Annotated in this window: 24 protein-coding genes and 1 pseudogene; 12 read left to right on the plus strand and 13 right to left on the minus strand. The window is 74.1% G+C overall.

Features of this window, described 5'->3' with window-relative positions; genetic code table 11:
- Positions 1 to 5 precede the first annotated feature (5 nt).
- The 6 genes from V6D49_RS12385 (at position 6) to V6D49_RS12410 (ending at position 7631) form a co-directional block, all read left to right on the plus strand.
- A complete protein-coding gene (locus V6D49_RS12385; protein ID WP_340559547.1) occupies positions 6 to 1985 on the plus strand; it encodes a copper resistance CopC/CopD family protein in 1980 nt (659 codons plus the stop codon).
- Positions 1972 to 3282, plus strand: a complete 1311-nt coding sequence (efeB, locus tag V6D49_RS12390; protein ID WP_340559549.1) for an iron uptake transporter deferrochelatase/peroxidase subunit — start codon at positions 1972 to 1974, stop codon at positions 3280 to 3282. The genes V6D49_RS12385 and efeB overlap by 14 nt, the downstream gene beginning before the upstream one ends.
- Positions 3283 to 3370: 88 nt before the next feature.
- Entirely contained in the window at positions 3371 to 4300 is a 930-nt protein-coding gene (gene pheA / locus V6D49_RS12395) for a prephenate dehydratase (RefSeq protein ID WP_340559551.1), read from the plus strand.
- 464 nt (positions 4301 to 4764) lie between these two features.
- Entirely contained in the window at positions 4765 to 6042 is a 1278-nt protein-coding gene (gene serS, locus V6D49_RS12400) for a serine--tRNA ligase (protein ID WP_340559553.1), read from the plus strand.
- Positions 6039 to 6842 carry an HAD family hydrolase gene (locus V6D49_RS12405; protein WP_340559555.1) on the plus strand — a complete coding sequence of 268 codons (804 nt, stop codon included), beginning with the start codon at positions 6039 to 6041 and terminating at the stop codon, positions 6840 to 6842. Before serS ends, V6D49_RS12405 begins: the two co-directional genes overlap by 4 nt.
- Positions 6843 to 6875: 33 nt before the next feature.
- Positions 6876 to 7631, plus strand: coding sequence for an SDR family NAD(P)-dependent oxidoreductase (locus V6D49_RS12410; protein WP_340559556.1), 756 nt, complete (start codon positions 6876 to 6878; stop codon positions 7629 to 7631).
- Positions 7632 to 7666: 35 nt separating this feature from the next.
- Here V6D49_RS12410 and V6D49_RS12415 read toward each other — a convergent pair whose 3' ends face one another.
- The 6 genes from V6D49_RS12415 to V6D49_RS12440 form a co-directional block, all read right to left on the minus strand.
- Positions 7667 to 9163 (minus strand): dihydrolipoyl dehydrogenase family protein, encoded by a 1497-nt coding sequence (locus V6D49_RS12415; protein WP_340559557.1) that lies wholly within the window; start codon positions 9161 to 9163, stop codon positions 7667 to 7669.
- Between the two features lie 60 nt (positions 9164 to 9223).
- On the minus strand, positions 9224 to 10135 hold the full coding sequence (locus V6D49_RS12420; protein WP_340559558.1) for an ATP nucleotide 3'-pyrophosphokinase: 912 nt from the start codon (positions 10133 to 10135) through the stop codon (positions 9224 to 9226).
- Positions 10136 to 10350: 215 nt separating this feature from the next.
- Positions 10351 to 11073, minus strand: a complete 723-nt coding sequence (locus V6D49_RS12425) for an ABC transporter permease (RefSeq protein ID WP_340559562.1) — start codon at positions 11071 to 11073, stop codon at positions 10351 to 10353.
- A 15-nt stretch (positions 11074 to 11088) separates the two neighbouring features.
- On the minus strand, positions 11089 to 12006 hold the full coding sequence (locus V6D49_RS12430) for an ABC transporter ATP-binding protein (protein ID WP_340559563.1): 918 nt from the start codon (positions 12004 to 12006) through the stop codon (positions 11089 to 11091).
- Positions 12003 to 12938 (minus strand): ABC transporter permease subunit, encoded by a 936-nt coding sequence (locus V6D49_RS12435; RefSeq protein ID WP_340559565.1) that lies wholly within the window; start codon positions 12936 to 12938, stop codon positions 12003 to 12005. The genes V6D49_RS12430 and V6D49_RS12435 overlap by 4 nt, the downstream gene beginning before the upstream one ends.
- Entirely contained in the window at positions 12928 to 13899 is a 972-nt protein-coding gene (locus tag V6D49_RS12440; RefSeq protein ID WP_340563929.1) for an ABC transporter ATP-binding protein, read from the minus strand. Before V6D49_RS12440 ends, V6D49_RS12435 begins: the two co-directional genes overlap by 11 nt.
- Positions 13900 to 14176: 277 nt before the next feature.
- Here V6D49_RS12440 and V6D49_RS12445 point away from each other — a divergent pair, with 277 nt between their 5' ends.
- Positions 14177 to 15955, plus strand: coding sequence for an SDR family oxidoreductase (locus V6D49_RS12445; protein WP_340559566.1), 1779 nt, complete (start codon positions 14177 to 14179; stop codon positions 15953 to 15955).
- Between the two features lie 101 nt (positions 15956 to 16056).
- Positions 16057 to 17031 carry a magnesium and cobalt transport protein CorA gene (locus tag V6D49_RS12450; protein ID WP_340559568.1) on the plus strand — a complete coding sequence of 325 codons (975 nt, stop codon included), beginning with the start codon at positions 16057 to 16059 and terminating at the stop codon, positions 17029 to 17031.
- 9 nt (positions 17032 to 17040) lie between these two features.
- Here the strand turns inward: V6D49_RS12450 and V6D49_RS12455 are convergent, their stop codons facing one another.
- A complete protein-coding gene (locus V6D49_RS12455; RefSeq protein ID WP_340559570.1) occupies positions 17041 to 17787 on the minus strand; it encodes an SDR family oxidoreductase in 747 nt (248 codons plus the stop codon).
- A 334-nt stretch (positions 17788 to 18121) separates the two neighbouring features.
- Here V6D49_RS12455 and V6D49_RS12460 point away from each other — a divergent pair, with 334 nt between their 5' ends.
- Positions 18122 to 18649 carry a GNAT family N-acetyltransferase gene (locus V6D49_RS12460; RefSeq protein WP_340559571.1) on the plus strand — a complete coding sequence of 176 codons (528 nt, stop codon included), beginning with the start codon at positions 18122 to 18124 and terminating at the stop codon, positions 18647 to 18649.
- Here V6D49_RS12460 and V6D49_RS12465 read toward each other — a convergent pair.
- Positions 18638 to 18829, minus strand: a pseudogene (locus V6D49_RS12465) (YncE family protein); the annotation flags it as partial. The gene V6D49_RS12460 and the pseudogene V6D49_RS12465 sit on opposite strands and share 12 nt — an antisense overlap.
- Positions 18830 to 19216: 387 nt before the next feature.
- On the opposite strand from V6D49_RS12465, the gene V6D49_RS12470 reads away from it, so the two are divergent.
- Complete coding sequence (locus V6D49_RS12470) at positions 19217 to 20431, plus strand: PucR family transcriptional regulator (protein WP_340559573.1); 1215 nt, start codon at positions 19217 to 19219, stop codon at positions 20429 to 20431.
- Positions 20432 to 20441: 10 nt separating this feature from the next.
- Here the strand turns inward: V6D49_RS12470 and V6D49_RS12475 are convergent, their stop codons facing one another.
- A complete protein-coding gene (locus V6D49_RS12475; protein WP_340559574.1) occupies positions 20442 to 20858 on the minus strand; it encodes a hypothetical protein in 417 nt (138 codons plus the stop codon).
- Between the two features lie 296 nt (positions 20859 to 21154).
- On the opposite strand from V6D49_RS12475, the gene V6D49_RS12480 reads away from it, so the two are divergent.
- Both V6D49_RS12480 and V6D49_RS12485 read left to right on the plus strand, forming a co-directional pair.
- Positions 21155 to 22120: a hypothetical protein gene (locus V6D49_RS12480; protein ID WP_340559576.1), complete on the plus strand. Its 966-nt coding sequence runs from the start codon at positions 21155 to 21157 to the stop codon at positions 22118 to 22120.
- Between the two features lie 70 nt (positions 22121 to 22190).
- Entirely contained in the window at positions 22191 to 23105 is a 915-nt protein-coding gene (locus V6D49_RS12485; RefSeq protein ID WP_340559577.1) for a hypothetical protein, read from the plus strand.
- 61 nt (positions 23106 to 23166) lie between these two features.
- On the opposite strand, the gene htpX is transcribed toward V6D49_RS12485, so the two are convergent.
- The 4 genes from htpX to V6D49_RS12505 all read right to left on the minus strand — a co-directional run bounded on the left by htpX (position 23167) and on the right by V6D49_RS12505 (position 25601).
- The gene (gene htpX / locus V6D49_RS12490; RefSeq protein WP_340559578.1) at positions 23167 to 24069 is read right to left on the minus strand and encodes a zinc metalloprotease HtpX; all 903 of its coding nucleotides are present in this window, start codon (positions 24067 to 24069) and stop codon (positions 23167 to 23169) included.
- A 142-nt stretch (positions 24070 to 24211) separates the two neighbouring features.
- Positions 24212 to 24781 (minus strand): PspA-associated protein PspAB, encoded by a 570-nt coding sequence (gene pspAB, locus V6D49_RS12495; protein WP_340559580.1) that lies wholly within the window; start codon positions 24779 to 24781, stop codon positions 24212 to 24214.
- A 52-nt stretch (positions 24782 to 24833) separates the two neighbouring features.
- A complete protein-coding gene (locus V6D49_RS12500) occupies positions 24834 to 25040 on the minus strand; it encodes a DUF2191 domain-containing protein (RefSeq protein ID WP_340559582.1) in 207 nt (68 codons plus the stop codon).
- A gap of 66 nt (positions 25041 to 25106) precedes the next feature.
- On the minus strand, positions 25107 to 25601 hold the full coding sequence (locus tag V6D49_RS12505; RefSeq protein WP_340559583.1) for a hypothetical protein: 495 nt from the start codon (positions 25599 to 25601) through the stop codon (positions 25107 to 25109).
- Between the last annotated feature and the right edge of the window lie 13 nt (positions 25602 to 25614).

Genomic DNA, 25614 nt, shown 5'->3' on the forward strand with positions numbered 1-25614 from the left:
CGACGATGACCACCGCCCTCCCGCCGCGTCGGCGTCCCGCCGCGCACCCGCGCCTGCTGCTCGGCCTCGCGCTCGCCTGCGCGACCCTGCTCGCGTCGCTGGCCTGGGCCGCTCCGGCGGCCGCCCACGCCTCGCTGGTCGGCACCGACCCGGCGGAGGGCTCGGTCGTCGACCGGGCACCCGAGGACGTCTCGCTGACCTTCTCCGAGGACGTCGCCCTCTCCGCCGACGGCGTGCGGGTGCTGGACCCGGGCGGGGACCGGGCGGACAGCGGCCAGGTGACCGAGTCGGCACCGCGCACGTTCGACGTGGCCCTGACCCCGGGCATCCCCGACGGCACGTACACGGTGGCCTGGCAGGCCGTGTCCGCCGACAGCCACCCCATCGCCGGGGCGTTCACCTTCTCCATCGGCGCCCCGTCGGAGACGAGCGTCAGCCTGGCGCAGGAGCGGCCCGGCACCGGGCCGGTGGCGCTGCTCTACGACGTCGCCCGCTACGCGGCCTACGCGGGCTTCGTGCTGCTGGTCGGCGGCGTCGCGTTCGTGCTGGCGTGCTGGCCCGGCGGGGCGGGCGCCCAGCCGGTGCGTCGGGTCGTCATCACGGGCTGGGTGACGCTGCTGGTGGCCACGCTCGCCCTGCTCCTGCTGCGCGCCCCGTACACCACCGGGGGCGGCCTCGCGGACGCCCTCGACCTCGGCGGCGTCCGCGCGGTGCTGGACACGAAGACGGGCACCGCCCTCGTCTCCCGGCTGCTGCTGCTGGGCGCCGCGGCGCTGTTCGTCGCCGTCCTGTTCGGGACGTTCGCCCGGCTGCGCACCGGCTCCGGGGAACCGGAGCAACAGCGGGAGCCGGACGGGCCGGGGGCGCGGGACGAGCAGGCCGAGAAGGACCGGCGGGACCTGCGGTACGGGCTCGCACTCGGCGGCGGCGTGGTCGCGGTGGGGCTGGCGGCGACGTGGGCGCTGTCCGAGCACGCCTCCACCGGCATCCAGACGAGCATCGCCGTCCCCGTGGACATCGTGCACCTGCTGTGCGTCGCCGCGTGGCTGGGCGGGCTGGCCGCGCTGGCCGCGACCCTGCGGTGGGGCCCGCCGGTACCCCGCACGGCGGTGACGGCCTTCTCCCGGCTGGCGTTCGGCAGCGTGGTGCTGCTCGTCGCGACGGGGCTGTACCAGTCGTGGCGGCAGGTCGGCGACTGGTCGGCGCTGACGTCCACCGACTACGGACGGCTGCTGCTGGTGAAGGCGGTGCTCGTCGCCGTCCTGGTGGGCGTGGCCGCCGGTTCCCGGCGGTGGACGGCCCGGCTCGGCGACGCCCCGCCCGAAGGGGCCGCAGAGAACGCCGACACCGACACCGACACCGACGCCGCCGCCGGGGACGCGGGCCGGGGCGGGGACCCGCTGCCGGACGCCGTCTCCCCCGAGCGGGCCGCGCAACTCGCCCGGCAGCGCGCGGCCGTGGCGACCGCACGCCGCAGGCGCGCGAGGGACGCCGACGCGCCCCGCGCCGCGTTGCGCCGCTCCGTGCTGGCCGAGGCGGGGATCGCCGTCGTGCTGCTGGCCGTCACCACCGGGCTGACCGGCAGCGAACCGGCCCGCACGGCCGCCGGGGGCACCGCACCCGGCGCGGCCGGATCCGTCGCGGTGAGCGTCCCGTTCGACACGGGCGGACCCGGCGGCGCGGGGACGGCGGAGGTGGAGCTGGACCCGGGCGGCCCCGGGGAGAACACGCTGACCGTCGACACCGACGTGTCGGCGGTGGAGGTGCGCGTCGCGCTGACGCTGCCCTCCCGGGACATCGGCCCACTCACCGTCACGCCGGAGGCGTCCGACAGCACCGGACTGCGCTGGTCGGCGCCGGACGTCCAGGTGCCCGTCGAGGGCGAGTGGGAGATAGCCGTCACCGTCCGCACCTCGGACGTCGACCAGGTGACCGAGAAGAAGACCGTCACGATCGGCCGAAGCGACACTCATGAGCACACGTAACGACAGCATCCCCGACACCCCCGACACCCCTGACACCGACCGCACCGCCGGTCACAGCGGCCCGCACGTCTCCCGGCGACGGCTCCTCGGGACGGCCGGGGCCGCCGGGGCGGCCGGTCTGGCCGTGGGCGCGGCGGGCGGCGTCCTCGGGCACGCGGCGACGCGGGAGGCGGCGCCGACGGCGCTGAGCAGCGTCGGCCGCACGGCCTACGCCTTCCACGGACGCCACCAGCCCGGCATCGTCGAGCCGGTGCAGGCGCACGGCCGGCTCGTCGCCTTCGACCTCGCGCCGGGGGCCGGACGCCGGGAGGCGGCCGCCCTGCTGCGCCGCTGGTCGCGCGCGGCCGCCGAGCTGATGGCGGGCCGGACGGCCGAGGACACGAGCACGGGGAGCGCGCTGGACGCCGGGCCCTCCGCGCTGACGGTCACCTTCGGGCTCGGTGCCTCCTTCTTCGACCGCACCGGGCTGGCCGACGCCCGGCCCGCCGCGCTCGCGCCGCTGCCGGAGTTCTCCGGCGACGCGCTGGACCGGCGGCGCTCGGACGGCGACCTGTGGGTGCAGATCGGCGCCGACGACGCCCTGGTGGCCTTCGACGCCCTGCGCGCCGTCGAGCGCGCGGCCGGTGACGCCGCCCGCGTCCGCTGGCAGATGGCGGGCTTCAACCGGACGCCCGGCGCGACCGCGCGACCGCGTCCGCAGCGCAACCTCATGGGCCAGGTCGACGGCACGAACAACCCCGTGCCGTCGGACCCGGACTTCGACGAGCGCGTCTTCGTCCCGCGCGAGGGCACCGGCGGTCGGCACCCGGCCTGGATGGCCGACGGCTCCTACGCCGTCGTCCGCCGCATCCGGATGCTGCTCGACGACTGGGACCGGGCCCCGCTCGCCGAGCAGGAGAAGGTCATCGGCCGACGCAGGTCGGACGGCGCGCCGCTGTCCGGCGGCGGTGAGCGGACCCCGGTGGACCTGGACAAGCGCACGGCAGACGGCACACTCGCGATCGCGGCCGACGCCCATGTGCGGGTGTCGGCCCCGGAGACGAACGGCGGTGCCGCGATGCTGCGCCGCTCGTACTCGTACCACGACGGCCACGACGCCGACGGCGCCCCGGACGCGGGGCTGCTGTTCGTCGCCTGGCAGGCGGACCCGGTGCGCGGCTTCGTGCCGGTGCAGCGCAAGCTGGACCGGGGCGACGCGCTGTCGGCGTTCGTCCGGCACGAGGCCAGCGCGCTGTTCGCCGTGCCCCCGGCCGCGCCGGAGGGCGGGTACGTGGCCCAGCCCCTGCTGGAGGGCTGACGCGCGCGCCGACGGCCCCCGGGACAGCGCTGAGGCGGCGCGTGAGACGGCGCCCCACGGGCGCGTCGGCTGCGCCTACTCTTGCGCCATGTCACCTGCCAGCCGCTACACCTATCTGGGCCCCGAGGGAACCTTCACCGAGGCGGCGCTGCGCTCACTCCCGGAAGCCGCGACCCGCGAGCTCGTCCCCATGGTCTCCGTGGCCACCGCCCTGGACGCGGTGCGGGCCGGCGAGGCGGCCGGGGCGCTCGTCCCCATCGAGAACTCGGTGGAGGGCGGCGTCACGGCGACGCTGGACGAACTGGCGTCCGGGCGACCGCTGATGATCTACCGGGAGGTGCTGCTGCCGATCGCGTTCGCGCTGCTGGTGCGGCCCGGTACCGGGCTGGAGTCGATCAAGACGGTCACCGGTCACCCGGTGGCCCAGCCGCAGGTGCGCAAGTGGCTCGCCGCACACCTGCCGGAGGCCGGCTGGGAGTCGGCCGCGTCGAACGCCGACGGCGCCCGGCTGGTGCAGGAGGGCCGTTACGACGCCGCGTTCGCCGGTGAGTTCGCCGCCGCGACCTACGGCCTTGAGCCCCTCGTGCGGGACATCCACGACGCGGAGAACGCGGTGACGCGGTTCGTGCTCGTGGGCCGCCCGGCCCGGCCGGCCGCCCCGACGGGCGCGGACAAGACGTCGGTGGTGATGTGGCTGCGCAAGGACCACCCGGGTGCGCTGCTGGAGCTGCTGCACGAGTTCTCCTCGCGCGGCGTCAACATGATGCGCATCGAGTCGCGTCCCACCGGTGAGGGCATCGGCCGGTACTGCTTCTCGGTCGACTGCGAGGGCCACCTCCAGGACCGGCGGGTGGCGGACGTGCTGATGGGGCTGCGGCGGTCCTGCCGGGAGGTGCGTTTCCTCGGCTCCTACCCGCGCGCCGACGAGGTCCGGCCCACGCTGGAACCCGGCACGACGGACGGGGACTTCACGGCGGCGGCGGACTGGGTCCAGCGGTGCATGGACGGCCGGGGCTGAGCGCGGCCGCCGGAGTGCGGGAGTTATCCACAGGTTGGGGTGTCCTTCCTGTGCATAAGTCGACACCGGCGCCCGACGACACGGAGGCGGCCGCCACGTCACACCGTCGAGCGGTCAAGGCGACACCCGCCCGTCACCCGATACGGTGAGGCACGTCACGCGGAATCCGCCCGCATGGGGAGGGGGCTCGGGTTTACCCGGCGAATAGCCCGAATTGCCCGGGTAATTCGATGCGACCAAGCCCGCGAAACCTACCCCGCAAACCTCCACCCCTCATTTCCACAAGCTGTTCGTGCACCCTGTGGATATCCCCGCGGACCCCGCGTGACCTGTGGATAAGCCGTCACGGAAGCTTCACGACCCACCATGGGACCATGCGCTGCAAAACCGTGGAAAACGGACGAAAAACCAGCGCGTCGGATATCGGTTGGGGGCTCCCGCCCCGGCGCCGGTAGCCTGGGGTGGTGATCGACCTTCGCCTGCTTCGTGAGGACCCGGACCGTGTGCGCGCCTCCCAGCGCGCCCGAGGAGAGGACGTCGGCCTCGTCGACGAACTCCTCGCCGCCGACGAGCGGCGCAGGTCCTCCAGCGTCCGCTTCGACGAACTGCGCTCCGAGCAGAAGCAGCTCGGCAAGCTCGTTCCCAAGGCCACCGGGGACGAGAAGGCCGAGCTCCTGCGCCGGGCCGGGGAGCTGTCCTCCGCCGTCAAGGCCGCCGACGCCGAGCAGAACGAGGCCGTCGCCCGGACGCAGGAGCTGCTGGGGCGGCTCGGCAACCTCGTCCACCCCGACGTCCCGGTCGGCGGCGAGGACGACTTCACCGTGCTGGAGACGATCGGCACCCCCCGCGACTTCGCGGCCGAGGGCTTCGAGCCGAAGGACCACCTGGACCTGGGCAGGCTGCTCGGCGCGATCGACGTGGAGCGCGGCGCGAAGGTCTCCGGCTCGCGTTTCTACTACCTCTCGGGCGTGGGCGCGCTGCTGGAGCTGGCCCTGGTCAACGCGGCCATCGCGCAGGCCACCGCGGCCGGTTTCACCCCGATGCTGACGCCCGCCCTCGTCACGCCGCGTGCCATGGAGGGCACCGGCTTCCTCGGGCAGGCCGCCCAGGACGTCTACCACCTGGAGAAGGACGACCTCTACCTCGTCGGCACCTCCGAGGTCCCGCTCGCCGCCTACCACATGGACGAGATCGTGGACGGCGGAAAGCTGCCGCTGCGGTACGCGGGTTTCTCGCCCTGCTTCCGCCGCGAGGCCGGCACCTACGGCAAGGACACCCGGGGCATCTTCCGCGTCCACCAGTTCGACAAGGTGGAGATGTTCTCCTTCGTCGCCCCCGAGGAGGCCGAGGCGGAGCACGCGCGCCTGCTGGAGTGGGAGAAGCAGTGGCTGACCTCCCTCGAACTGCCCTTCCAGGTCATCGACGTCGCCACCGGCGACCTCGGCGCCTCCGCCTCGCGCAAGTTCGACTGCGAGGCGTGGATCCCCACCCAGGGCAAGTACCGCGAGCTGACCTCCACGTCCAACTGCGACGAGTTCCAGGCCCGGCGCCTCGGGGTGCGGATGCGCGACGGCAAGCAGGTGCGCCCGCTGGCCACGCTGAACGGCACCCTGTGCGCCGTCCCCCGCACCATCGTCGCGCTGCTGGAGAACCACCAGCGGGCGGACGGTTCGGTGCGCGTGCCGGAGGCGCTCCGCCCGTACCTGGGCGGGCGCGAGCTGCTGGAGCCCGTCGCCTCGTGAGCTTCCCCTACGGGCTTGTGGCGACCGACCTCGACGGCACCCTGCTGCGGAGCGACGAGACCGTCTCCCCGCGCACCCGTGACGCGCTGGCCGCCGCCACGGCGGCCGGTGCCGCGCACCTGGTGGTCACCGGCCGCTCCGTGCCCTGGGCGCGCCACCTCCTCGACGCCCTCGACTACCGGGGTCTCGCCGTGTGCGGGCAGGGCGGGCAGGTGTACCACGCGGGCGAGCACCGGCTGCTGACGTCCGTCACGCTCGACCGCCGGCTGGCTCAGCTCGCGGTGGAGCGCATCGAGGCCGTGACCGGACCGCTGCTGCTGGCCGCCGCGCGGGACGGTCTGGACGGCGAGGTGCTGGCCACGGCTGGCTACCGCGTCCAGCCCGGGCCGCCGCCGGTGCGGGCCTGCCCGGAGCGGGACGAGCTGTGGGCGGCGCCGCTGGCCAAGCTCTACCTCCAGCACTCCGAGCTCTCCGAGGACGCCCTGGCCAAGGCGGCCTGGGAGGCGGCCGGTGCGCTCGTCGGCGTCACCGTGTCCGGGCCCGACCTCGTCGAGCTGCTGCCGCCGGGGCTCTCGAAGGCCACCGGCCTGTCGCTGGCCGCCCGTCGGCTCGGCGTCCGGGCCGCCGGGACGATCGCGTTCGGCGACATGCCGAACGACGTGCCCATGCTCCGCTGGGCCGGGTACGGCGTGGCCATGGCGGACGCCCACCCCGAGCTGCGGGACGTCGCCGACGAGGTCACCGCGTCCCACGACGACGACGGCGTCGCCCGCGTGCTGGAACGCCTGCTCGCGCTCTGAGGTTCCCCGGCTCCCTGACGCTACGCTCACGCCATGACGCGGACAGTGGTGATCAGCGGAGGCGGCAGCGGTATCGGACTGGCGACGGCGCGGTGCTTCGCGGCGGAGGGTGACCAGGTCGTCCTGGCCGGGCGGCGCGCGGACGTCCTGGACGAGGCGGTGCGACGGGTGCCCGGCGCCCTCGCCGTCCCGGCCGACCTCGCCACGGCGGCGGGCGCGCGGCAGGTGGCCCGGGTCGTGGCGGCGGAGTTCGGCGCGGTGGACGTGCTCGTGCACAGCGCGGGCGGGAACGGCGGCCGGGAGCCGGAGCCCGAGGACCTGGACCGCACGGACCCGGTGGCCGGCGCCGAGCACGACTGGACGCTGAACTTCCGGCTCAACACGCTGACCGCCGTGCTGCTCACGGAGGCCCTGCGGCCCCGGCTGGCCTCCCCCGGCGGCCGGGTGCTGTTCCTCAGCTCCATCGCCGCCTACCGGGGCTCCGGCTCGGGCGCCTACGCGGCGAGCAAGGCCGCGCTCCACCCGTACGCCTTCGACCTGGCCCGCACGCTCGGGCCGCGCGGCGTGACGGTCAACGTGGTGGCGCCCGGGTACGTCGAGTCCACGGAGTTCTTCGGCGCGGGCCTGTCGCCCGAGCGGCACGAACACCTCGTCGAGGAGACGTTCACCGGCCGGCCCGGCACGCCCGGGGACGTCGCGGAGACGCTGCACTGGCTCGCCTCGCACTCGGCCGGGCACATCACCGGCCAGGTCATCCAGGTGAACGGCGGAGCGCGGCTCGGGCTCTGAGGGCGCCGGGCACACGCCCGGCACCCTACGCGGCGTCAGCCCCGGTAGCCCTCCAGCAGCTTCAGCCACACCTCGCTCATCGTCGGGTAGGCCGGTACCGCGTGCCAGAGCCTCTCGACGGGCACCTCGGCCGCGACGGCGACCGTAGCGGCGTGCAGGAGCTCGCTGACGCCGGGCCCGACGAACGTCACGCCCACCAGCACCCGGCGGTCCTCGTCGACGACCATGCGGGCGCGGCCCCGGTAGTCGTCACCGAAGAGGGAGGCGCCCGCGACCGCACCGAGGTCCTGGTCCACGGCCCGTACCCGCAGCCCGGCCGCCTCCGCCTGGGCGGCCGTGCGGCCCACGGACGCCGCCTCGGGGTGGCAGAAGACGACCTGCGGGACGGCGTCGTGGTCGGCGGTGGCGGCGTGCGCGCCCCAGCGGTCGCTCTCCAGCAGCGGCACGCCCGCCGCGCGGGCGGCGATGGCGGCACCGGCGATGCGGGCCTGGTACTTGCCCTGGTGGGTGAGGAGTGCGCGGTGGTTGACGTCGCCCACGCCGTACAGCCACCCGCCGCGCACTCCGTCGACACGGCAGGAGTCGTCCACGTCCAGCCACGCGCCGGGCTCCAGGCCGACGGTGTCCAGGCCGATGTCGTCGGTGCGGGGCTCGCGCCCGGTGGCGAACAGAATCTCGTCGACCCGCAGCTCTCCCCCGCCCCGCAGCCGGACGGTGACCGGGCCGTCCGGGGCCGTGCGGGCCACCTCGGCCGCTTCGGTGCCCAGCCGCACGTCCACCCCGGCGGCCCGCAGCCCCTCGGTGACGTACTCCCCGACGAAGGACTCCATCCGGTCCAGCACGCCCGCGCCCCGGACGAGGAGGGTGACGGACGAGCCCAGCGCCTGCCAGGCCGAGGCCAGCTCGACGGCGACGGGCCCGCCCCCGACCACGGCCAGCGCGTCCGGCACGCTCGACGCGGCCGTCCCCTCGCGGTTGGTCCACGGCCGCACGCCCGCGTCGGTGTCCACGTCGGCGCCCGCGTCGGCGCTCCCGTCGGGGCTCCCGCCACCGCTCCCGGCGCGCGCCAGGCCGGGGAGGCCGGGGATCTTCGCCCGCGTCCCGGTGCAGACGGCGACCGCGTGCCGCGCGGTCAGCGTGCGCCGCCCCCCGTGGGCGTCCTCGACCGTCACGCGCCTCGGGCCGTCGAGCCGGCCGTGGCCGCGCAGGAACTCCGCCCCGGTGGAGTCGATCCACCGGACCTGTCCCGCGTCGTCCCAGTGCGCGGCGAAGGAGTCGCGGCGCGCGAGGACCGCGCCCGCGTCCAGCCGTCCCCCCGCCGCCTCGCGGGCTCCCGCCACGGCGCGCGCCTCGGCCAGGGCGGCGGGCGGACGCAGCAGCGCCTTGCTCGGCATGCAGGCCCAGTACGAGCACTCGCCCCCGGCGCGTTCGTTCTCGACGAGTGCCACGGACAGGCCCGCCGCGCGGGCCCGGTCGGCGACGTTCTCCCCGACCGGGCCCGCGCCCACCACAATCACATCGAAGTCGTCCATTCCGCCATCATGGCCGCATCGCGGCCGTCCTGCGGGGACGACCGCGCTCCGGGCGGTCGCTCAGGCGGGCTGGGGCACCCGGGGCGGCCGCGTGTGCGCGGGCGCGGCCAGCTCCTCGGCACCCTCGGGCACCGGGACGGCGGCGAAGATCCGGCTCTGCCGCTCGGCCAGTTCGGCCTTGCGCTGCGGCGACGTGCCGGGGAGGCGCTGCTCCTCGTAGAGCGGGTGCGTCACCGTCGCGGCGTGCTTGCTGGCCGGGGTGTGGAACTGGATCTCGTAGGTGTGACCCCACATGGGTTCCTTCCAGGCGGCGTTGACGCCCTGGTAGGTGGAGCGGTCCTTCCAGGTGTTGGCCCAGCGCACGCTCTCGTGTCCCCAGTCGACGAGCAGATGGGAGGCCGTCCGGACGCCCTCGGTGTACGCGTGGTCCTCCCACTGGAAGGTGTAGCGCACGGAGTCGTTGAGGTCGTCCAGGGCTTCGTGGACGGTCTGGTTCGGGTCGCCCGCCAGCCAGGTGGCGATCTTGCGCTTCGTGGAGTCCTCGGACTTGAGCCGCTGGTCGAGGCCGACCAGTTCCGCGCCCGTCCACGCGGCAACGGTGCGCAGCTGCGGGGTGATGGTCTTCTCGGCCCGGGACGCCTCGTCCAGGAACTCCTCGACGGCGGCGTTCTCCCGGGCGTCGAGGTGCAGGTCCCCCTGACGCCAGCCGCCCCCCTCGGCGGGCGCGGCCTCGGGCCGGGGTGCCGGAGTGGTGTCGATCGTGTCGGTGGGGCCTCCGACGGGCAGCGGCCCGGCCTTGAGAGCCGGGCCGAGCAGCGCACCGGAGGCGGGCGCACCGGCGGCCGGCGCGGCCAGGGCGGTGGCGCTCGGAGCGGCGGTCAGGGCGAGGGCCGCGGCGAGGGCCGCGGCGGTGACGGCGCGGGCGGCCGGGCGCAGCAGGCCGGAGGTCGGGGAGGGGGACGGAGTGGTCATCGGCGTACATCCCTACGGTGGGGGAGCAAGTGCGCCGCGTACAACTCCGCACGCCGGGGTGGCGTCACGGCCCGTCCCTCTGACGGGCGGTCGGTCCGACCTGAACGGCGGAGGGCTGCGTGCTGTCGTGGCCGTGCCGTTGCCGTCGCCGTCGCTGTCGCCGTGGTGGGACGCGGGTGGGTGCCGCTGGTTTCACGTGAAACCAGCGGCACTCCTCACTCCTCGCCGGCCAGCGTCAGCACCTTGAGGCGCTGTCCCGCGTACCAGGTGCCCACGACCGTCACGACGGCGATCAGGACGGCCGCCAGGCCGAGGCTCACGTCGGCGTCGAGGCGAACGCCGCTCGCCACGACCTCGTCGGCCACCGCCAGGCCCCACTGCTGCACGCTGAGGGTGCGGGCGCCGGGCATGAGCGAGCCGATCAGCGTCTCCCACAGCAGCGCGTACACCAGGCCGAAGACCACGGCGTGCCGGGTGACCGTGCCGAGCAGCAGGAACAGGGCGCTGTACGCGAGGGACGCGAACATGGCGGCGAGTGCGAAGGCGATGGCGATCTGCTGGTCGCCGCCGACGAGGATGAACCCGGCCAGCAGGACGGGCAGCGCGGAGAAGGCGATCGTCACGGCGACCGCCACGACGAGCTTGGTGACGATGATCGTCGGCCGCTTCACCGGCTTGGACAGCAGGTAGACGATGGAGCCGTCGTCGATCTCCGGACCGATGGCCCCGGTGCCGGCGATGACGCCGATCAGGGGCACCATCGTGGCGAGGGCGAAGCCGCTGAGCAGGTTGACGGCGACGTCCTGGTCCGCGAGGTCCATCACGCGCACGACCGTGGCGATGAGGAGCAGCAGCGCGGGGAGCGCGGCCAGCAGGGCGGCCCGGCGGCGGCCGAGCAGCGCCCGGTAGGTGAGCCGGGCGACGGTGGGATCGTACATATCGCGGGCTCCTAGCTAGGCCGAGACGAGGTAGGCGAAGACGGACTCCAGCGACTCGTCCGAGGGCGAGACGGTCAGGAGCCGGATGTCGTGGGCACGGGCGATGCGCGGCAGTTCCCGGGTGAAGCGCGCGAAGTCGATCGCCTGGACGCGCAGGGCCCTTTCGTTCCAGTCGAGTTCGATGCCGGCCGTGGACTCGTCGGCGATGAGGGCGGCCGCGAGGGCCCGGTCGTCCGTGGAGCGGACCAGGTAGCGGTGCGGCCGATCGGTCATCAGCCGGCGGATGCGCCGGAAGTCGCCGCTGGCGGCGTGCCGCCCGGCGACGATGACCTCGATGTGCGCGGCGAGCTGCTCGACCTCCTCCAGGATGTGGGAGGAGAACAGCACCGTGCGGCCCTCCTCGCCCATGCGCCGCAGCAGGGTCATGAGTTGCATGCGCTGGCGCGGGTCCATGCCGTTGAACGGCTCGTCGAGCAGCAGCACCGCAGGCTCGTGCACGAGCGCGGAGGCCATCTTGACGCGCTGCCGCATGCCCTTGCTGTAGGTGTCGATGCGCCGGTCCTGCGCGTACTCCATCTCGACGGTGGCCAGGGCGCGACGGGCCGCGGCGCCCGGGTCCGGCAGGCCGTGCAGCTCGGCGTTGGCGCGGACGAACTCCTCGCCGGTGAGGAAGTCGTACATGCCCTCGCGCTCCGGCACGATGCCGATGTGCCGGTACACCGCCTCGTTGCGCCAGATCGTGGCGCCGTCGAGGGTGACGCTGCCGACGGACGGGGCGAGGAACCCGGCCATCATGGAGATGAGCGTGGACTTGCCCGCGCCGTTCGGGCCGAGCAGGCCGGTGACGCCCGGGCCCACGTCCATCGTGACGTCGTTGACAGCGACGACGTTCCCGAACCAGCGCGAGACGTGGTCGATGCGGATCGTGGTCACAGTCCGGCCTTCCGGTAGCGGGCCATCAGGGCGGCGTACGAGCCGGCCACGAGGGCGAGGACGAGGAGGAGGTAGCACAGGCCCGCCGCGTCGCTCGGGACGACGCCGCCGGGGAAGTCGGAGGGGGCGTCGAGGAACTTCGCCTGGAAGCCGGACATCAGCGTGCCCGGGGAGGCCAGCCCCAGCCAGCCGACGGCTGCGGTGCCGTCGCCGGCGCCACCACTCTCGGAGGCGATGAACTGCAGGGTGCTGACGGCGAAGTAGGGGATCGTCAGCACCGCGATGATCGCGGCGACGCCGAAGCCGCGACGCGGGGTGAGGGCGGCCACGACGAGCCCGATCCCGGCGTAGACGAGGGAGAGCACGGCGACGGAGACCAGGCCGAGCGAGAAGTCCCGCGTCTGCTCGGCGAAGTCCAGCTCGCCCAGCAGCGCCCCGGCGTACAGCACCACCAGGGGCGCGGCGGTGAAGACGAACAGCGCCGCCGCCATGGCCGCGTACTTGGCGAGGACGTAGTCGACGCGCTCGATGGGCCGGGAGAAGTACAGCGGCACGGTGCGGAAGCGCAGGTCCCGGGAGACGGACTGCGGAGCCATGGCCGCCAGGTAGAGGCCGATGACCGGCGCCAGGAAGGAGGCGTACGCGCGGTAGTCCACCGGCAGCTCGTCGACGCCGGTGGTGATGGCCACGGCCACGACGACGAGGGCGGGCACGCACATGATCCCGAAGAGGAGCATCGGCGTGACCTTGGAGCGGGCGGACCGGCCGAGCCCGTAGCCCCCGCGCAGGGACTGGGCGAACAGCGAGCGGCGGGCGTAGCCCCGGCCGAGCCGGGCACCCTCGTAGGCGCGGTAGCCGATGTTGTGGATGCTGGCGGCGTGCCCGGAGGTGTCGCTCGGCCCGCCGCCCGGGTGGGTGGGGTCAGCCTGCATGGCCGCTGCCTCCCTTCCTGTCGCTGTCGTGCTGCTGGAAGACCTCGGCGATGTGGTGCTGGCGCTGCTCCATGCGGACGAGGCCGAGACCGAGGTCGACGACGGCGTCCCGCACCAGGTCGTAGGTCTCCTCCCCGGCCACGTCGACGAGGAGGACGTGCCCGGCGCCCGGCAGTCCGCCCTCGGCGGAGGCCGGCCGCGCGGCGAGCCCGGCGGTGGTGAGGGCGTCCAGGAGGGCCGCCCCGCCGTCGGGGTGGGTGTCGGTGTCGGTGACCTCGACGGCGAGCGCGGCCGTGGCCTGCGTGAAGTCGGAGGTCGACGAGGAGCGCAGGAGCCGCCCGCCGTCGACGACGACCACGTGGTCGCAGGTGCGCTCCAGCTCGCCGAGCAGGTGCGAGGTGACGAGGACGGAGATGCCGAAGTCGGTGTGGACGCGCCGGATGAGGTCGAGCATGTGGTCGCGGCCCACCGGGTCGAGGCCGTTGGTGGGCTCGTCCAGCAGCACCAGCCGCGGGTCGTGGACGAGGGCCTGCGCGAGTTTGACGCGCTGCTTCATGCCGGTGGAGTAGCCGCCCATCGGGCGGTAGCGCTCCTCGTAGAGGCCCACGTGGCGCAGGGTGTCGGCGGTGCGTTCCCGGGCCGCTGTCGGCGGCAGCCCCGACATCCGCGCCATGTGGACGACGAACTCGGTGGCCGAGACGTCGGGCGGCAGGCAGTCGTGTTCGGGCATGTACCCGACCCGCTCCCGGATGGCCGGGCCTTCGGTGGCGACGTCCAGGCCGAGGACGCGGGCGTCCCCCTCGGTGGCCGGGGAGAGGCCGAGCAGGATCTTGATGAGCGTCGACTTGCCCGCGCCGTTGGCCCCCACGAGGCCGGTGACGCCCGGGGTGATGTCGACGGTCAGGCGGTCGAGCGCGGTCACCCGGGGATACCGCTTGGTGAGGCTCTGGGTCACGATCACAGTCACGGGCCCGACGCTATCGGTGGTGCGGGGGCGTGGCGTCCGCCTCTGCGGGGGGACCGGTCTCCGCCTCAGGTCGGAGACCGGCCCCTCCCCTCCGTAGGGCCACCCCTGGTGTCGGCGACGCACACGGGGCGTTACCGCAGGTATCCACAGGTCTTTCGCGGCGCTGACGCACCGCCTTAGGGTGAGGCGGGATCGGCTCGGACAGCGACGTCCGGAAGGGTCCGGGCCCGACGGGGGCCGGCGGGGGCGCACCAGGTGGAGGAGCAGCCGTATGAGCAGCGAGGGCGGATCACGGGCGGCCGCGCGGGAGCGGTGGGTCGTCAGGCCCGAAGGGGTGCGGCTGTGCGTCGCCGAGTTCGGCGACACCGAGCGGCCGACCGTCGTCCTCGTCCACGGCTATCCGGATTCCAAGGAGGTGTGGTCCCTCGTCGCCGAGCGGCTGGCGGACCGCTTCCACGTGGTGCTGTACGACGTGCGCGGGCACGGCCGGTCCAGCGCGCCCAGGCCACTGCACGGCGGCTTCACCCTGGAGAAGCTCACCGACGACTTCCTCGCCGTGGCCGACGCCGTGAGCCCCGACCGTCCGGTGCACCTCGTCGGGCACGACTGGGGCTCGGTGCAGGGCTGGGAGTTCGCGACCGTGCGGCGTACCGAGGGCCGGATCGCCACGTTCACGTCCGTCTCCGGTCCGCTGACCGACCACTTCGCGCTCTGGATGCGCGAGCGCCGGGCCCGGCCGACGCCCCGGCACACCGTTCAGCTCGCCCGGCAGCGCGCCAAGTCGTGGTACATCGGGGCCCTGCACGTCCCCGGCCTGCCGGAGCGGGTACTCAGAGGGCCGCTCGGGCGCCGGGGCCCCGCTCTGCTGCGGCGCCTGGAGGGCCTCCCGGACGACGGCTACCCCACCGCCTCCTTCACCGACGACGCCGTGCACGGGGCCTGGCTCTACCGGGACAACATCAGGCCCCGGATGCGGCGGCCGCGCACGGACGCCACCGCGCACGTGCCGGTGCAGCTCGTCGTCCCCACGCGTGACGCCTACCTGCACCCCTCCCTCTACGACGACCTGGACCGGTGGGCGCCGCAGCTCACGCGGCGGACGATCTCCGCGAAGCACTGGGTGCAGCGCACCCGCCCGGACCAGCTCGCCCGGTGGATCGCCTCCCACATCACCGCCCACGAGGGCGCGACGGCGCCCCGGCAGGTCGTGGCGCCCGGCCCCCACGCCGAGCGGTTCGGTGGCCGCCTCGTCCTGGTGACGGGCGCGGCGGGCGGCATCGGCCGGGCCGTGGCCCTGTCCTTCGCCGAGGCGGGGGCCCGCGTCGTCGCGGTCGACCGGGACGGCGCGGGGGCGGCCCGCACCGCCGAGACGGCCCGGCTGGTCGGCGCCGAGGAGGCCTGGGCCGAGGAGGTCGACGTGGCCGACGAGCGGGCGATGGAGGAGCTGGCCGCCCGGACCGCCGCCGACCACGGCGTCGTCGACGTCCTGGTCAACAACGCCGGGGTCGGACTGGCCGGCCCGCTGCTGGACACCACCGCGGAGGACTGGCGGCGGCTGCTGGACGTCAACCTCTGGGGCGTCATCCACGGCTGCCGCCTCTTCGGCCGCCAGATGGCCGCGCGCGGCCAGGGCGGACACATCGTCACCATCGCCTCGGCCGCCGCCTTCCTGCCCTCGACGATGCTCCCCGCCTACAGCACCTCCAAGGCGGCGGTGCTCATGCTCACCCAGTCGTTGCGCGCCGAGCTGGCCGGGCAGGGCATCGGCGTCACCGCCGTCTGCCCCGGAGTCGTCAACACCGGCATCACCCGCACGTCCCGGTTCGCCGGGGTGGACGCCGCCGAGCAGCAGCGCCGCCGGGACCGTGCGGCCGGGCTCTACGCCCGGCGCGGCTACCCGCCGGAGAAGGTGGCGGCCGCCGTCATCCGGGCCGTCGTCCACAACCGTGCGGTCGTCCCGGTGACACCGGAGGCACACCTCGTCCACGCCCTCTCCCGCCTCTCCCCCCGCCTCCTCCGCGCCACCGCCCGCCTCACCCGCCACCTGTGACCCCACCCGCCCACTCCGGGGCGGCGCAGCGGGCGTCCGCATGCGGCCGTACGGGGTGGGCAGGAGTGCGGGAGTTGGCGTCAAGCTCCAGGATGGGCCGCATGCAGGGGTTCGTTTCCCTTCCCGACGATCCGGTGCTGCGTGCCGTCAGCCCCGGTGAGGCCGTTCGGTACGCCCGGGATCTGCCCGAGGGCGGCCTCGCGTGGGTGCACCTCGGCGAGCCGACGGCGGAGGACCTGCTGCCGGTCGCGCAGGCGCTGGAGCTGCCCCCGCTGGCCGTCGAGGACGCGCTGCACGCGCACCAGCGGGCCAAGCGGGAGCGGTACGGGGACGACATGGTGTTCTACGTGTTGCGCACCCTGCGCTACACCGAGGCGACCAGCGCCATCGACACCGGGGAGCTGATGATCTTCAGCAACCCGTGCTGGGTCGTCACGGTCCAGCACGGCCCGAGCGACGCCCCGGACACGGCCCGTGCGGCGCTGGCGCGGAAGCCGGAGCTGCTGGAGCACGGGGCGTACGGGCTGCTGTACGCCCTCGCCGACGCCGTCGTGGACACCTACGGGCACATCGTCGGCCTCGTCGGCGAGGACATCGAGGAGCTGGAGCTGCGGGTGTTCACCCCGGAGCGGGTGGACCTGACGCGGGAGATCTACTCGCTCAAGCGGGAGGTCCTGGAGTTCCGGGGCGCGATCCGGCCGCTCGTGCCCGTCGCCCACGAGTTCATGTCACCGGCTCCGCAGCGCTATCCGGAGGCCCTGGTGCCCTACTTCCGCGACGTGGCCGACCACGTGCTGCGGGTCGCGTCGGCCGTGGCCGGGTGCGACGAGCTCACCGACTCCATGCTGGACGCCCACAGCACCCAGGCGGGCATGTGGCAGAACGAGGACATGCGCAAGATCTCGGCCTGGGCGGCGATCATCGCCGCTCCGACGATGATCGCCGGGATCTACGGCATGAACTTCGCCCACATGCCCGAGCTGCACTGGGCCTACGGCTACCCGGCCGCCCTCGGGCTCATGGCCTCCATCAGCGGTCTGCTGTACCGCGCCTTCCGCCGCAACGGCTGGCTGTGAGGGAGAGGTTCAGGGCCAGGAGGGCTCGTTGCGCGGCACGATCGTGAGCTCACCGACGGCGCTGGTCTGCGGCACGGAGAGGGCGTACAGCACGGTGTCGGCGACGACGGCCGGGTCCTGGAGCTTGGTCGTGTCGGCGTCGGGGAAACGCTCCAGGATGAAGGGGGTCTCCATACCGCCCGCGATGATGCCGGTGACGCCGACGCCCAGGCAGTCGCGCTGGGCCTCCTGGAAGAGGGTGTGGGTGAAGGCGCGCAGCCCCGCCTTGCCGGCGGCGTAGGGTGCCGCCTCGGTCCACGTCCGGCGCGATGCCGTGGAGAGGATGTTGACGATGTGCCCGCCGCCGCGCGCCACCATGCGACGGTAGGTCTCCAGGCACAGGTACATCGGTCCGAGCAGGTTCGTGGTGACGACGTGGGTGACCTCGTCGGCGGTCAGGTGCTCGATGGGCTTGGAGATGTCGACGGCCGCGTTGTTGACGAGGATGTCCAGGGGCTGCCCGGCGTCGTCGAGTTCCGTGAACGCCGCCGCGACGGCGGCCGGTTCACGGATGTCCAGCTCCAGGAACCGGACGTCGCGGCCCTCCTCCTTCAGCGCGTCGCACAGCTCCTCGGCCTCCTGCCAGCGCACGTCGGCGACCCGTACGGCCGCCCCGCTGCGGGCCAGCCTCCGGGCGATGGCCGCGCCCAGGCCACGGGCGCCGCCGGTGACCAGGGCGCGCCGTCCCGTCAGGTCGACGTACTCGGTGCTCTCCATGGCTGCCTCCGCTCGACTCGTCCGTCCAGCGTGGAGCGGGCCGGGAGGGCGGGCACGCCGGGCGCGTCCGTCGGGGCGACGGTCCGGTGTCCGTGTCCGTGGCTGAAGTGTGACGGCGACGGACGGTGCCGGGCGGGGCGCGGTGGCGCCGGCCCGGTCCGCTGTTCGATGATGGCAACATGTCACTCGAACGGGTGACTTGCTCGGTCCACGGCCTGCCCGCCTACCTGGCCGACGCGGGCGGGCCGTGTGCCGTCACCGCCTTCGTACCCCGCTCGTACCCCGCACCTGGTACCCCGCACCTCGTCCGGCGATCCGACAGGAGGTCCGTCCCGTGCAGCTTCGTCAGTGGCGTACCGACGACGCCGACGCGCTCGTCGCGGCCTTCGCCGAGCCCGAGATGGACCGCCAGACGGCGACGCCCGTCGACACCCCGGCCGCGGCGCGGTCCTGGATCGGCCGAAGTGCCGAGGAGTGGGGGGCGGGCACGTCGTACGCGTTCGCCGTCGTGGACGGGGACGACGCCGTCCTGGGCAACGTGGCGGTGAGCGCGGTGGAGCGCGTGCACGGCACCGGCTGGGTGTCGTACTGGACGGTCACCGCCGCGCGTGGCCGTGGCGTGGCGACGTTCGCGTGCCGGACGGCGTCACGCTGGGCCTTCGACGACCTGGGCCTCTTCCGGCTGGAGTTGGGGCACCGGGTGGACAATCCGGCCTCCTGCGCCGTCGCCCTCGCGTCCGGCTACGCTGTGGAGGGGCTCCAGCGGCAGCGCCTGGCCTACGACGGCGTCCGCCACGACGTGGAGGTGCACGCCCGGCTGGCGACCGACGCCGAGCCGGGCGCGGGGACGTCACCGCGTTGACGCACCGGTCCAGCCCGCCGGGACGTGCCCGAGGCGGACGCGCTGCGGGTGGTCCCCGACGGCCACGGAGCCCAGCTTCTCGCCGGTCGCGAAGCTGATCGCCGTCACCCGGTCGGCCGCGCTCTCGGAGAATGAGGTCGAGCGTGCCGATCGGCTCCGGGTCGCCGCGCGAGGTGAGGACCGTCGCCGTGCCCTCCCCGTTGTTGCCCGCGAAGAAGACCTCCCGGAGCGGCTCGTCCGGTTCGGCGGCCGCAGTGCCGACCGGAGTGGCGGGAGCCGGGGCGGCGGCCCAGGCCGTCGGCGCGGGGAGCGCGCCAAGGGCGGCGACGAGGGCAGGGGTGAGCGCCGGGGCGGCCACGGGACGCGTGCGGAGAGCTACTGCCATGAGGTGCACCCTTCGGCTGACGTGGGGGGTGTGCCGGGGCGGTGGAGCCGGTGTTACTTTGCGGTAGCCACCAGGGAGGCGAGCGGCGCGGCCCCCGAGGTAGGCAGCGGCAGCCACCGGCCGGGCGCCCGGGTTGTGTCCGGGCCACAACACGCCGGACCGGCGGGAGAGGCGGGACGCCGGTGACGGAAGCGGCCGAACGCGCCCTGTTCCGGCGGGTGCTGCACGACCTCGCGGCCGACGCCGGGGTCGTCGAGGAGATCGTGGCGGCGGCCCGACGCCACTCCCCCGCCGTGGCCCGGCTGCCGGAGTCCGAGAACCGCCGCCACATCGCGGTGCTGCTGGCGGCGGCCCTGGCGTCCGCCGGGGAACCCCGGGCCTCGGGCGAACAGGACTTCACCGCCGCGACGCTGCTCGGGCGCGATCGCGCGGCCCAGGGCGTCCCGATCACCGCGCTCCTCCGTGGCGTCCAGGCCGGCCGCAGCCGCGCCACGGAGATCGCCGTCGAGCGCGGCCGGACGGCGGGCGTCGCCTCCGGGGCGGTCATCCAGGCGCTCCTGGACTTCGACCGCTACGCGGGGGCGATGGAGCTGCACGTCATCGACGGCTACCACACCGCGCAGCTCGAACTGGCCCGCACGGCGCGGGACGCCCGCACCCAGGTCCTGCGCCGCCTGCTGCACGGCGACCGGCGGACGGCCGACGGCGCGGGTCCCCCGGGCGCTGTCGGTGCGGACGAGCTGGCGCGGGCCGGGCTGCACCACGACCGGCCGTACCACTGTGTGCTGTCCGACGTGACGGACCCGGTACGCGCACAGGCGCTGGAAGGCCGACTGGCCTCCTCGGACGGCGCGTTCGGGCTGGTGGAGGGACGGCTGGCCGGTCTCGCCGCCCGCCTCCCCACCGCCGAGGCCCTGGGCGCCGACGCCCTCGTCGTCGTGGCGCCCGCCGCTTCGCTGAGCCAGGCGCGCCACCTGCACGCACTGTGCGACGCCGGGCTGCGCGCCGTGGGCGCCCAGGGGCCCGCCGGGGCGCGCGCGACGGGCCTGCACCACCTCACGGACCTCGCCGTGGAGATCGCCCTGGACGCCCAGCCCCGGCTCGCCGAGCTGCTGTGCCGGGACCTGCTCGGAGCTCTGAACCCCGCCGACGACTTCCACCGGGAGCTGGCCGTCACCGCACGCGCCTACTTCGACCACGGGATGCGGCAGGACCAGACGGCGGCCGTGCTGCACGTCCACCCCAACACCGTCCGCTACCGGCTGGGCCGCCTGGCCGCCCTGACCGGCACCCCGCTGGAGGCCGCCGACCCCGGTGACCGCCCGTCCCTCCTGACCTGCCTCCACTGGCACTGGGCCCTGCGCACCTGGCTCGGCGAAACCCGCCGGACGGACTGACGTTCCGGGCTCAGCCTGCCGCATGCGGGGCGCGCGGCGGGTGCGGGGTGTGCGGGACGACGACGACCTGGTCGGCGTCCTCGTAGACGATCCGCCCCGGATCGGCGGACTCCAGGCGCACGTGGGGCACGCCGTGGGCGGTCAGGATGGCGAGGTAGCCCTCGACGCGGGCCAGCAGGTGCCCGGCCGACGCCCTGAACCACGCGACGGCGCCCGGGTTCACGGCGTGGTCGTAGACGGTGGGCTCGACGTGGGTGGGGTTGGTGTAGGCGGCGTCGTACCAGGCGTTCGTCGTCCGGCGGAACTCCTCCTGCTCGGCGGTCAGCCTCCCGTCCCGGGCGAGCCCGTTCACGACGACGAAGATGCCGGGGAGGACGCCTCGGTGGTTCGGCGTCGTCGCCTGGAACCGGATGAAGGAATGTGTCATGACCGCATCTTTTCACGTTCACCCGGGAGGGTGAAAAGCATTATCGCGGAATGCCACATTCCGGCACCGGCATTGAGGCAGAGAATGGGCGTCACCGCAGCTCAGAGCCGGGAAAATGTAGGCAAGAAGGCGCCGTGTACGGGTTTCCGGGCTCCGGTGTACTTGATGTTTCACCTATTCCCGGAACTTGCTTTATCCGCACTCCGTGCAGATAGGTTCAGCTCGACCGCAAACACGAAAAGGCCCCCGCGATGCGCCAACATCCGAGGGCCGTGGCACGAGGAACAGCACTTCCCATGCGCATTCATCGTATGACGCCCCGGCGCTCCTTCTCCACCTACTCGAACGCGTTGCTCCGCGACCGACGCATCTCGTGGTGCGCCGCCGGCATCCTCGTCTACCTCCTGAGCCTCCCCGAGCGGGCCGCCACGGACATCCACTCCCTGGCCAAACAGCGCAAGGAGGGCCGCGACCGCGTCGCGGACGCCCTGCGCGAGCTGGAGTCGGCCTGCTACCTGCGCCGTCAACAGGGCAACGACTCCGTCACCGGCCAGAGGTACACGGTGTACGAGGTGTACGACACCCCGTACGACGAGGTACGGGAAACCCGGGAGCCCGAGCCGACCACCGCGTCCGGCGTTCCGGACTCCGGTGAACCGGCGACTGGGCGTGCGGGAGGCAACCCTTCGGGTTCAACCACCGGGGCACAAGAACCTCCCACCCCCAGCCCCCGCCGCAGTCGCCCGCCACGCCCGCCACGCCCACCGCGCACGCCGCGACCGCCACGCACGCCGGGCGCCGGGAGCGGACCCGTCGCCGTGCCGGAGCCGCTGCGCTCCGCCGTCTCGCTGCTGCTCTCGCTCGGCCGGAGGGAACCACGGATCGCGCTCGGCACGGCGGAGGCCGTCGAGCTGGCGCCGCTCGTCGACCGGTGGCGGGCGGGCGGCCTCGGCGGCGACGCCCTCCGGGGCGCCCTCACCGCAGGGCTTCCCGACCGCGTCCACTCGCCCCTCGCCCTCCTGGCGAACCGGCTGCGCCGCAAGATGCCCGACCGGCCGGCGCCGCCCCCGCCTCCCAGGCGGCCCGCCGAGTGCGCGGACTGCGCGGCCCCCCTGCGCAAGCCCGGCCGATGCCGGGCGTGCCGGACGGGCGAACCGGCCACACCCCCGGTGACGGAGGCCCACCGCGAACGGGTCCGCCGGGGCGCCGCAGCCGCCCGTGCGGCACTCCGCGGCACGAACCCGACCCCCGCCCCCGCCTGACCGGCGCGGGCCCCTCAAGCCCACCGGCCGACCACCGCGTGGGAACGACGACACCCGAAAGAGGACGACCATGACCGAACGCCCCCCGACCCTGCCCGCCGACCCTCAGCTCAGGGGTCTCGGGCTCCTCGCCGAGGCCCTCACCTACCCGGGGACGGGCGAGACCGTCCAACTCGTCACCGCCGAGGACGGCGGCAAGTGGTTCTGGCTCCACGAGGTCTCGGCAGCCGCAGACCTGCCGCATCTCAACACCACGTACCGGCGGCTCCTGGACGGGGACGAGTGGATGACCGTCGACGTCTCCGCAGGTCACACCACGTCGACTAATAGTCGACGTGGACCGACCGGCCCGAACACCGTCCGCGTGCTGCTGAGCCTGCCCGGCACCGTCAAGGTGCTCTCCGTGGCACGAAAGAACCCCAGGGCCAAGGCGTTCGACCGGTGGGCGCGGCACGAGGTGCTGGCGCCGCTGTTGGCGAAGGGGCCGTCCGGTGCGACGGAGACCGGGGGGACCAAGGACCAGGCCCAGTCGAGCGAAGCCCGGCCCCCCTGCGCCAACGCGGAGTACGTCGACTCCATCCTCGCCCTGGCCTTCGAGACGCAGGCGGGCGTCGCGGCGGTGCAGCGCCAGCAGTCCGAGACGATGGTGAGGATCACCGAGATCCTCGACCGGGTGACGGCCGAGCCGCAGAAGCCGCCGCGACCGATGCTGCCCGCTCAGCGTCGGGACGAGGCCGCCGCGCTGCTGGAGCGGTGGCGCGCGCAGCACCTGCTGAGCAAGGAGGTGTGGGCCGTGGCCGCCTACGCGCTGCCGATCATCCTCAGCCACGGCACGCTCCAGGCCTCACCGCGCAGGATCGCCGAGCGCACCGGGCTGGACGTCGCCGTGGTCAACCGGGCGCTGCTGGACCTGTGCCTGGCCGGTTGCCTCCGCCCGGTCGGGGAGACGTCACGGGCGCACCACACCACCTACCGGCTGGGGTGACGGCGAGGTCGTGCGGCGCGGGGCGGTCCGGCACCGGCGGCGCGGTGCCGGGTCGCCACGGTCAGCGGTTCAGGTGCCGGGTGATGGTGGCGAGCTGGGCCAGGCGCTGTTCGAGGGTGGGGTGCGAGGAGAACAGCCGGGCGAGTGAGTCGCCGGAGAAGGCGGGGACGAAGAAGAAGGCGTTGAACGGCTCGGCGCGGCGCAGGTCGCGGGTGGGGATGCGGGACATCTGGCCGCTGATCTTCGTCAGGGCGGCGGCGAGCGCCGACGGCTTGCCGGTGAGCAGCGCCGCGCCCCGGTCGGCGGACAGCTCGCGGTACCGGGACAGGAGCCGCGTCAGCAGGAAGCTGATCACGTACACCACGACGCTGACCAGCGGAATGACCAGGGCGAGGATCGCGGTGTTCTGGTTGCGCTCGCCACCGCGCATGATGCCGCCCCACAGTGCCAGCCGGGTGAGGCTGCCCGCGAGGACGCCGAGGAAGGAGGCGAAGGTCATGACGGCGACGTCGCGATGGGCGACGTGGGACAGTTCGTGCGCCAGGACGCCTTCCAGTTCCTCCGGCTCCAGACGCCGCAGCAGCCCGGTGGTGGCGCAGACGAGGGCCTTGTCCTGGCTGCGGCCGGTGGCGAAGGCGTTGGGGACGTCGGAATCGGCGATGGCGACACGGGGTTTGGGCATGTCCGCCAGGGCGCAGAGGCGGTCGACGGCCCCGTGCAGCTCGGGGGCCTGCTCGGGGGTCACCTCACGGGCGCCCATGCTGTAGGCGGCGATGCGGTCGCTGAACCAGAACTGGACGACGAACATGCCCCCGGCGAAGAGGACGATCAGCGGCCAGGCGTTCTGCAGCAGCGCGATCAGCACGCCCATGAAGACGACGTAGAGCAGGCCGATGAAGAACATCGTCGTGGCCATACGGCGGGTGAGGCCGCGGTCCGGTGCGTAACGGGTCGTTCTGGCCATGACACGCGCCTCCTGCCTCCCCGGTCACCCCATCTCCTTCGGACTGTACGCCTTGTCCGCTTTTCATGCTTTCTAGCGCTTTTCGTGCTTCTCGTGCTTCTCGTGCTTCCATCTGCTCACGGGGCCGGCCCCGTGAGCCCGTTCACAGGCCCGGCGCGCCCCAGAGCGGGAACCAGCGGCTGAGGTCCTCCTCCACCGGCAGGTCGTCGGCGAGGAGGCCGCGGGTCTGGAGTTCGAGCGCGTTGTCCCGTCGCTCGGCCGCGATGCCGGGCAGCGGGGCGAAGGGGTAGAAGGTGCCGCGCTTGTAGAGGTAGACGAGCGCGAGCGGACGACCGTCCCCGTCCCGGTCGCGGAAGCCGACGAGCGAGCACAGCAGCTGCGGTCCGAAGCCGCCGTCCTGGAGCAGCGTGTTGACGGCGTGGAGGTCGTTGACCAGCGCGGGGAGCTCCTGGGGGGTGTGCCGCGAGAGCGCCCAGGTGTAGCCGTACTGGTCCTCGCTGAACTCGGCCCCGGGCAGCAGCGCGCGGACGTCGGTCTCGAGCCGGTCGAACGCCCCGCCCTCGACGCCCGCGAAGCACACCGAGCCGAGGCCGGTGGGGGCGAAGCCCGCCCCGGCCTGGAGGGTCACGGCGGCGGAGGGCAGCGCGAAGAGCCGGTCGAGGTCGGGCCTGACCGGCTTCCTGCGGCCCATCAGCGCGTCCCAGAAGCCCACGCGTCCGACTGTAGGCCGATCCCTCCCGCGGCGCTTCCCGCGCCGACCGGGGTCACCCGGCGGTGTCGGTCTCCGTCCGCCGGAGCTCCATGCGCCGCAGCTCCTCGTCGGTGGTCCCGGTGCGGGCTTCGGTGCGGTGCCCGCGCCGGACGTAGTCGCGGACGACGACCTCCACGGCGTCCTGGGGATCGCGCGTGCCGGACAGCAGCATCGCCTCGATGACGAGTTCCGCGTCGAGACTGATATCAACCTTGGCCATGCGGCCCATCCTGGCGGGGAACGCGCGCCCGCACCAGGGTGCGGGACTCCGGTGCGGCGGGCCCGCTCAGCGGGTGGCGAGCACCTGCGGCGCGGTGCTCTTGAGCCGGGTCGTCAGCCACTTCACCTGCGCGAGGGTCTGCTGGTGCAGCCGGGTGACGTCGGCGAGCATCTCCCGGTCCCGCACGGCCCTCGCGGCCTGGCCGAGCAGGACCCAGTAAACGTGCACCGACTGCGCGAGCAGGAACAGGTGCCGCAGGTCGTGCAGGAGCAGCAGCCCCGACTCCGGCCGGCTGCCCAGCCGCTCGGAGGTCCGGTGCCGCAGGGCGCCGAGCGCGCTGCCGAGGGCCTCGAAGTGCCGGGGCTCGCCGAGGTCCTCCTCGTAGCGCCCGGCGAGCTCCCGCACGGTCGCGGCGTGCTCGTCGCACTGCGCGGCGAGGGTGAGGCAGGGGTAGTGCGTCCCGTGGTCGGCGGCCTGCCGCTCGCTGACGCGCCGGTACTCCCGGGCCAGGTCCGTCTCGGCGTCGTGGAGCTCGCCGAGGAGCTGTCCGATCTTGTTCATCTCCGTACCTGCC

This window comes from Streptomyces sp. GSL17-111 (assembly GCF_037911585.1).
Classification (GTDB): domain Bacteria; phylum Actinomycetota; class Actinomycetes; order Streptomycetales; family Streptomycetaceae; genus Streptomyces.

Excerpts from the sequence above, each read along its gene's own strand:
- V6D49_RS12385 (WP_340559547.1), top strand. The coding sequence starts at position 6 with ATGACCACCGCCCTCCCGCCGCGTCGGCGTCCCGCCGCGCACCCGCGC.
- efeB (WP_340559549.1), top strand. The coding sequence starts at position 1,972 with ATGAGCACACGTAACGACAGCATCCCCGACACCCCCGACACCCCTGAC.
- pheA (WP_340559551.1), top strand. The coding sequence starts at position 3,371 with ATGTCACCTGCCAGCCGCTACACCTATCTGGGCCCCGAGGGAACCTTC.
- V6D49_RS12410 (WP_340559556.1), top strand. The coding sequence starts at position 6,876 with ATGACGCGGACAGTGGTGATCAGCGGAGGCGGCAGCGGTATCGGACTG.
- V6D49_RS12415 (WP_340559557.1), bottom strand. The coding sequence starts at position 9,163 with ATGGACGACTTCGATGTGATTGTGGTGGGCGCGGGCCCGGTCGGGGAG.
- V6D49_RS12420 (WP_340559558.1), bottom strand. The coding sequence starts at position 10,135 with ATGACCACTCCGTCCCCCTCCCCGACCTCCGGCCTGCTGCGCCCGGCC.
- V6D49_RS12425 (WP_340559562.1), bottom strand. The coding sequence starts at position 11,073 with ATGTACGATCCCACCGTCGCCCGGCTCACCTACCGGGCGCTGCTCGGC.
- V6D49_RS12435 (WP_340559565.1), bottom strand. The coding sequence starts at position 12,938 with ATGCAGGCTGACCCCACCCACCCGGGCGGCGGGCCGAGCGACACCTCC.
- V6D49_RS12445 (WP_340559566.1), top strand. The coding sequence starts at position 14,177 with ATGAGCAGCGAGGGCGGATCACGGGCGGCCGCGCGGGAGCGGTGGGTC.
- V6D49_RS12450 (WP_340559568.1), top strand. The coding sequence starts at position 16,057 with ATGCAGGGGTTCGTTTCCCTTCCCGACGATCCGGTGCTGCGTGCCGTC.
- V6D49_RS12455 (WP_340559570.1), bottom strand. The coding sequence starts at position 17,787 with ATGGAGAGCACCGAGTACGTCGACCTGACGGGACGGCGCGCCCTGGTC.
- V6D49_RS12475 (WP_340559574.1), bottom strand. The coding sequence starts at position 20,858 with ATGACACATTCCTTCATCCGGTTCCAGGCGACGACGCCGAACCACCGA.
- V6D49_RS12480 (WP_340559576.1), top strand. The coding sequence starts at position 21,155 with ATGCGCATTCATCGTATGACGCCCCGGCGCTCCTTCTCCACCTACTCG.
- V6D49_RS12485 (WP_340559577.1), top strand. The coding sequence starts at position 22,191 with ATGACCGAACGCCCCCCGACCCTGCCCGCCGACCCTCAGCTCAGGGGT.
- htpX (WP_340559578.1), bottom strand. The coding sequence starts at position 24,069 with ATGGCCAGAACGACCCGTTACGCACCGGACCGCGGCCTCACCCGCCGT.
- V6D49_RS12500 (WP_340559582.1), bottom strand. The coding sequence starts at position 25,040 with ATGGCCAAGGTTGATATCAGTCTCGACGCGGAACTCGTCATCGAGGCG.
- V6D49_RS12505 (WP_340559583.1), bottom strand. The coding sequence starts at position 25,601 with ATGAACAAGATCGGACAGCTCCTCGGCGAGCTCCACGACGCCGAGACG.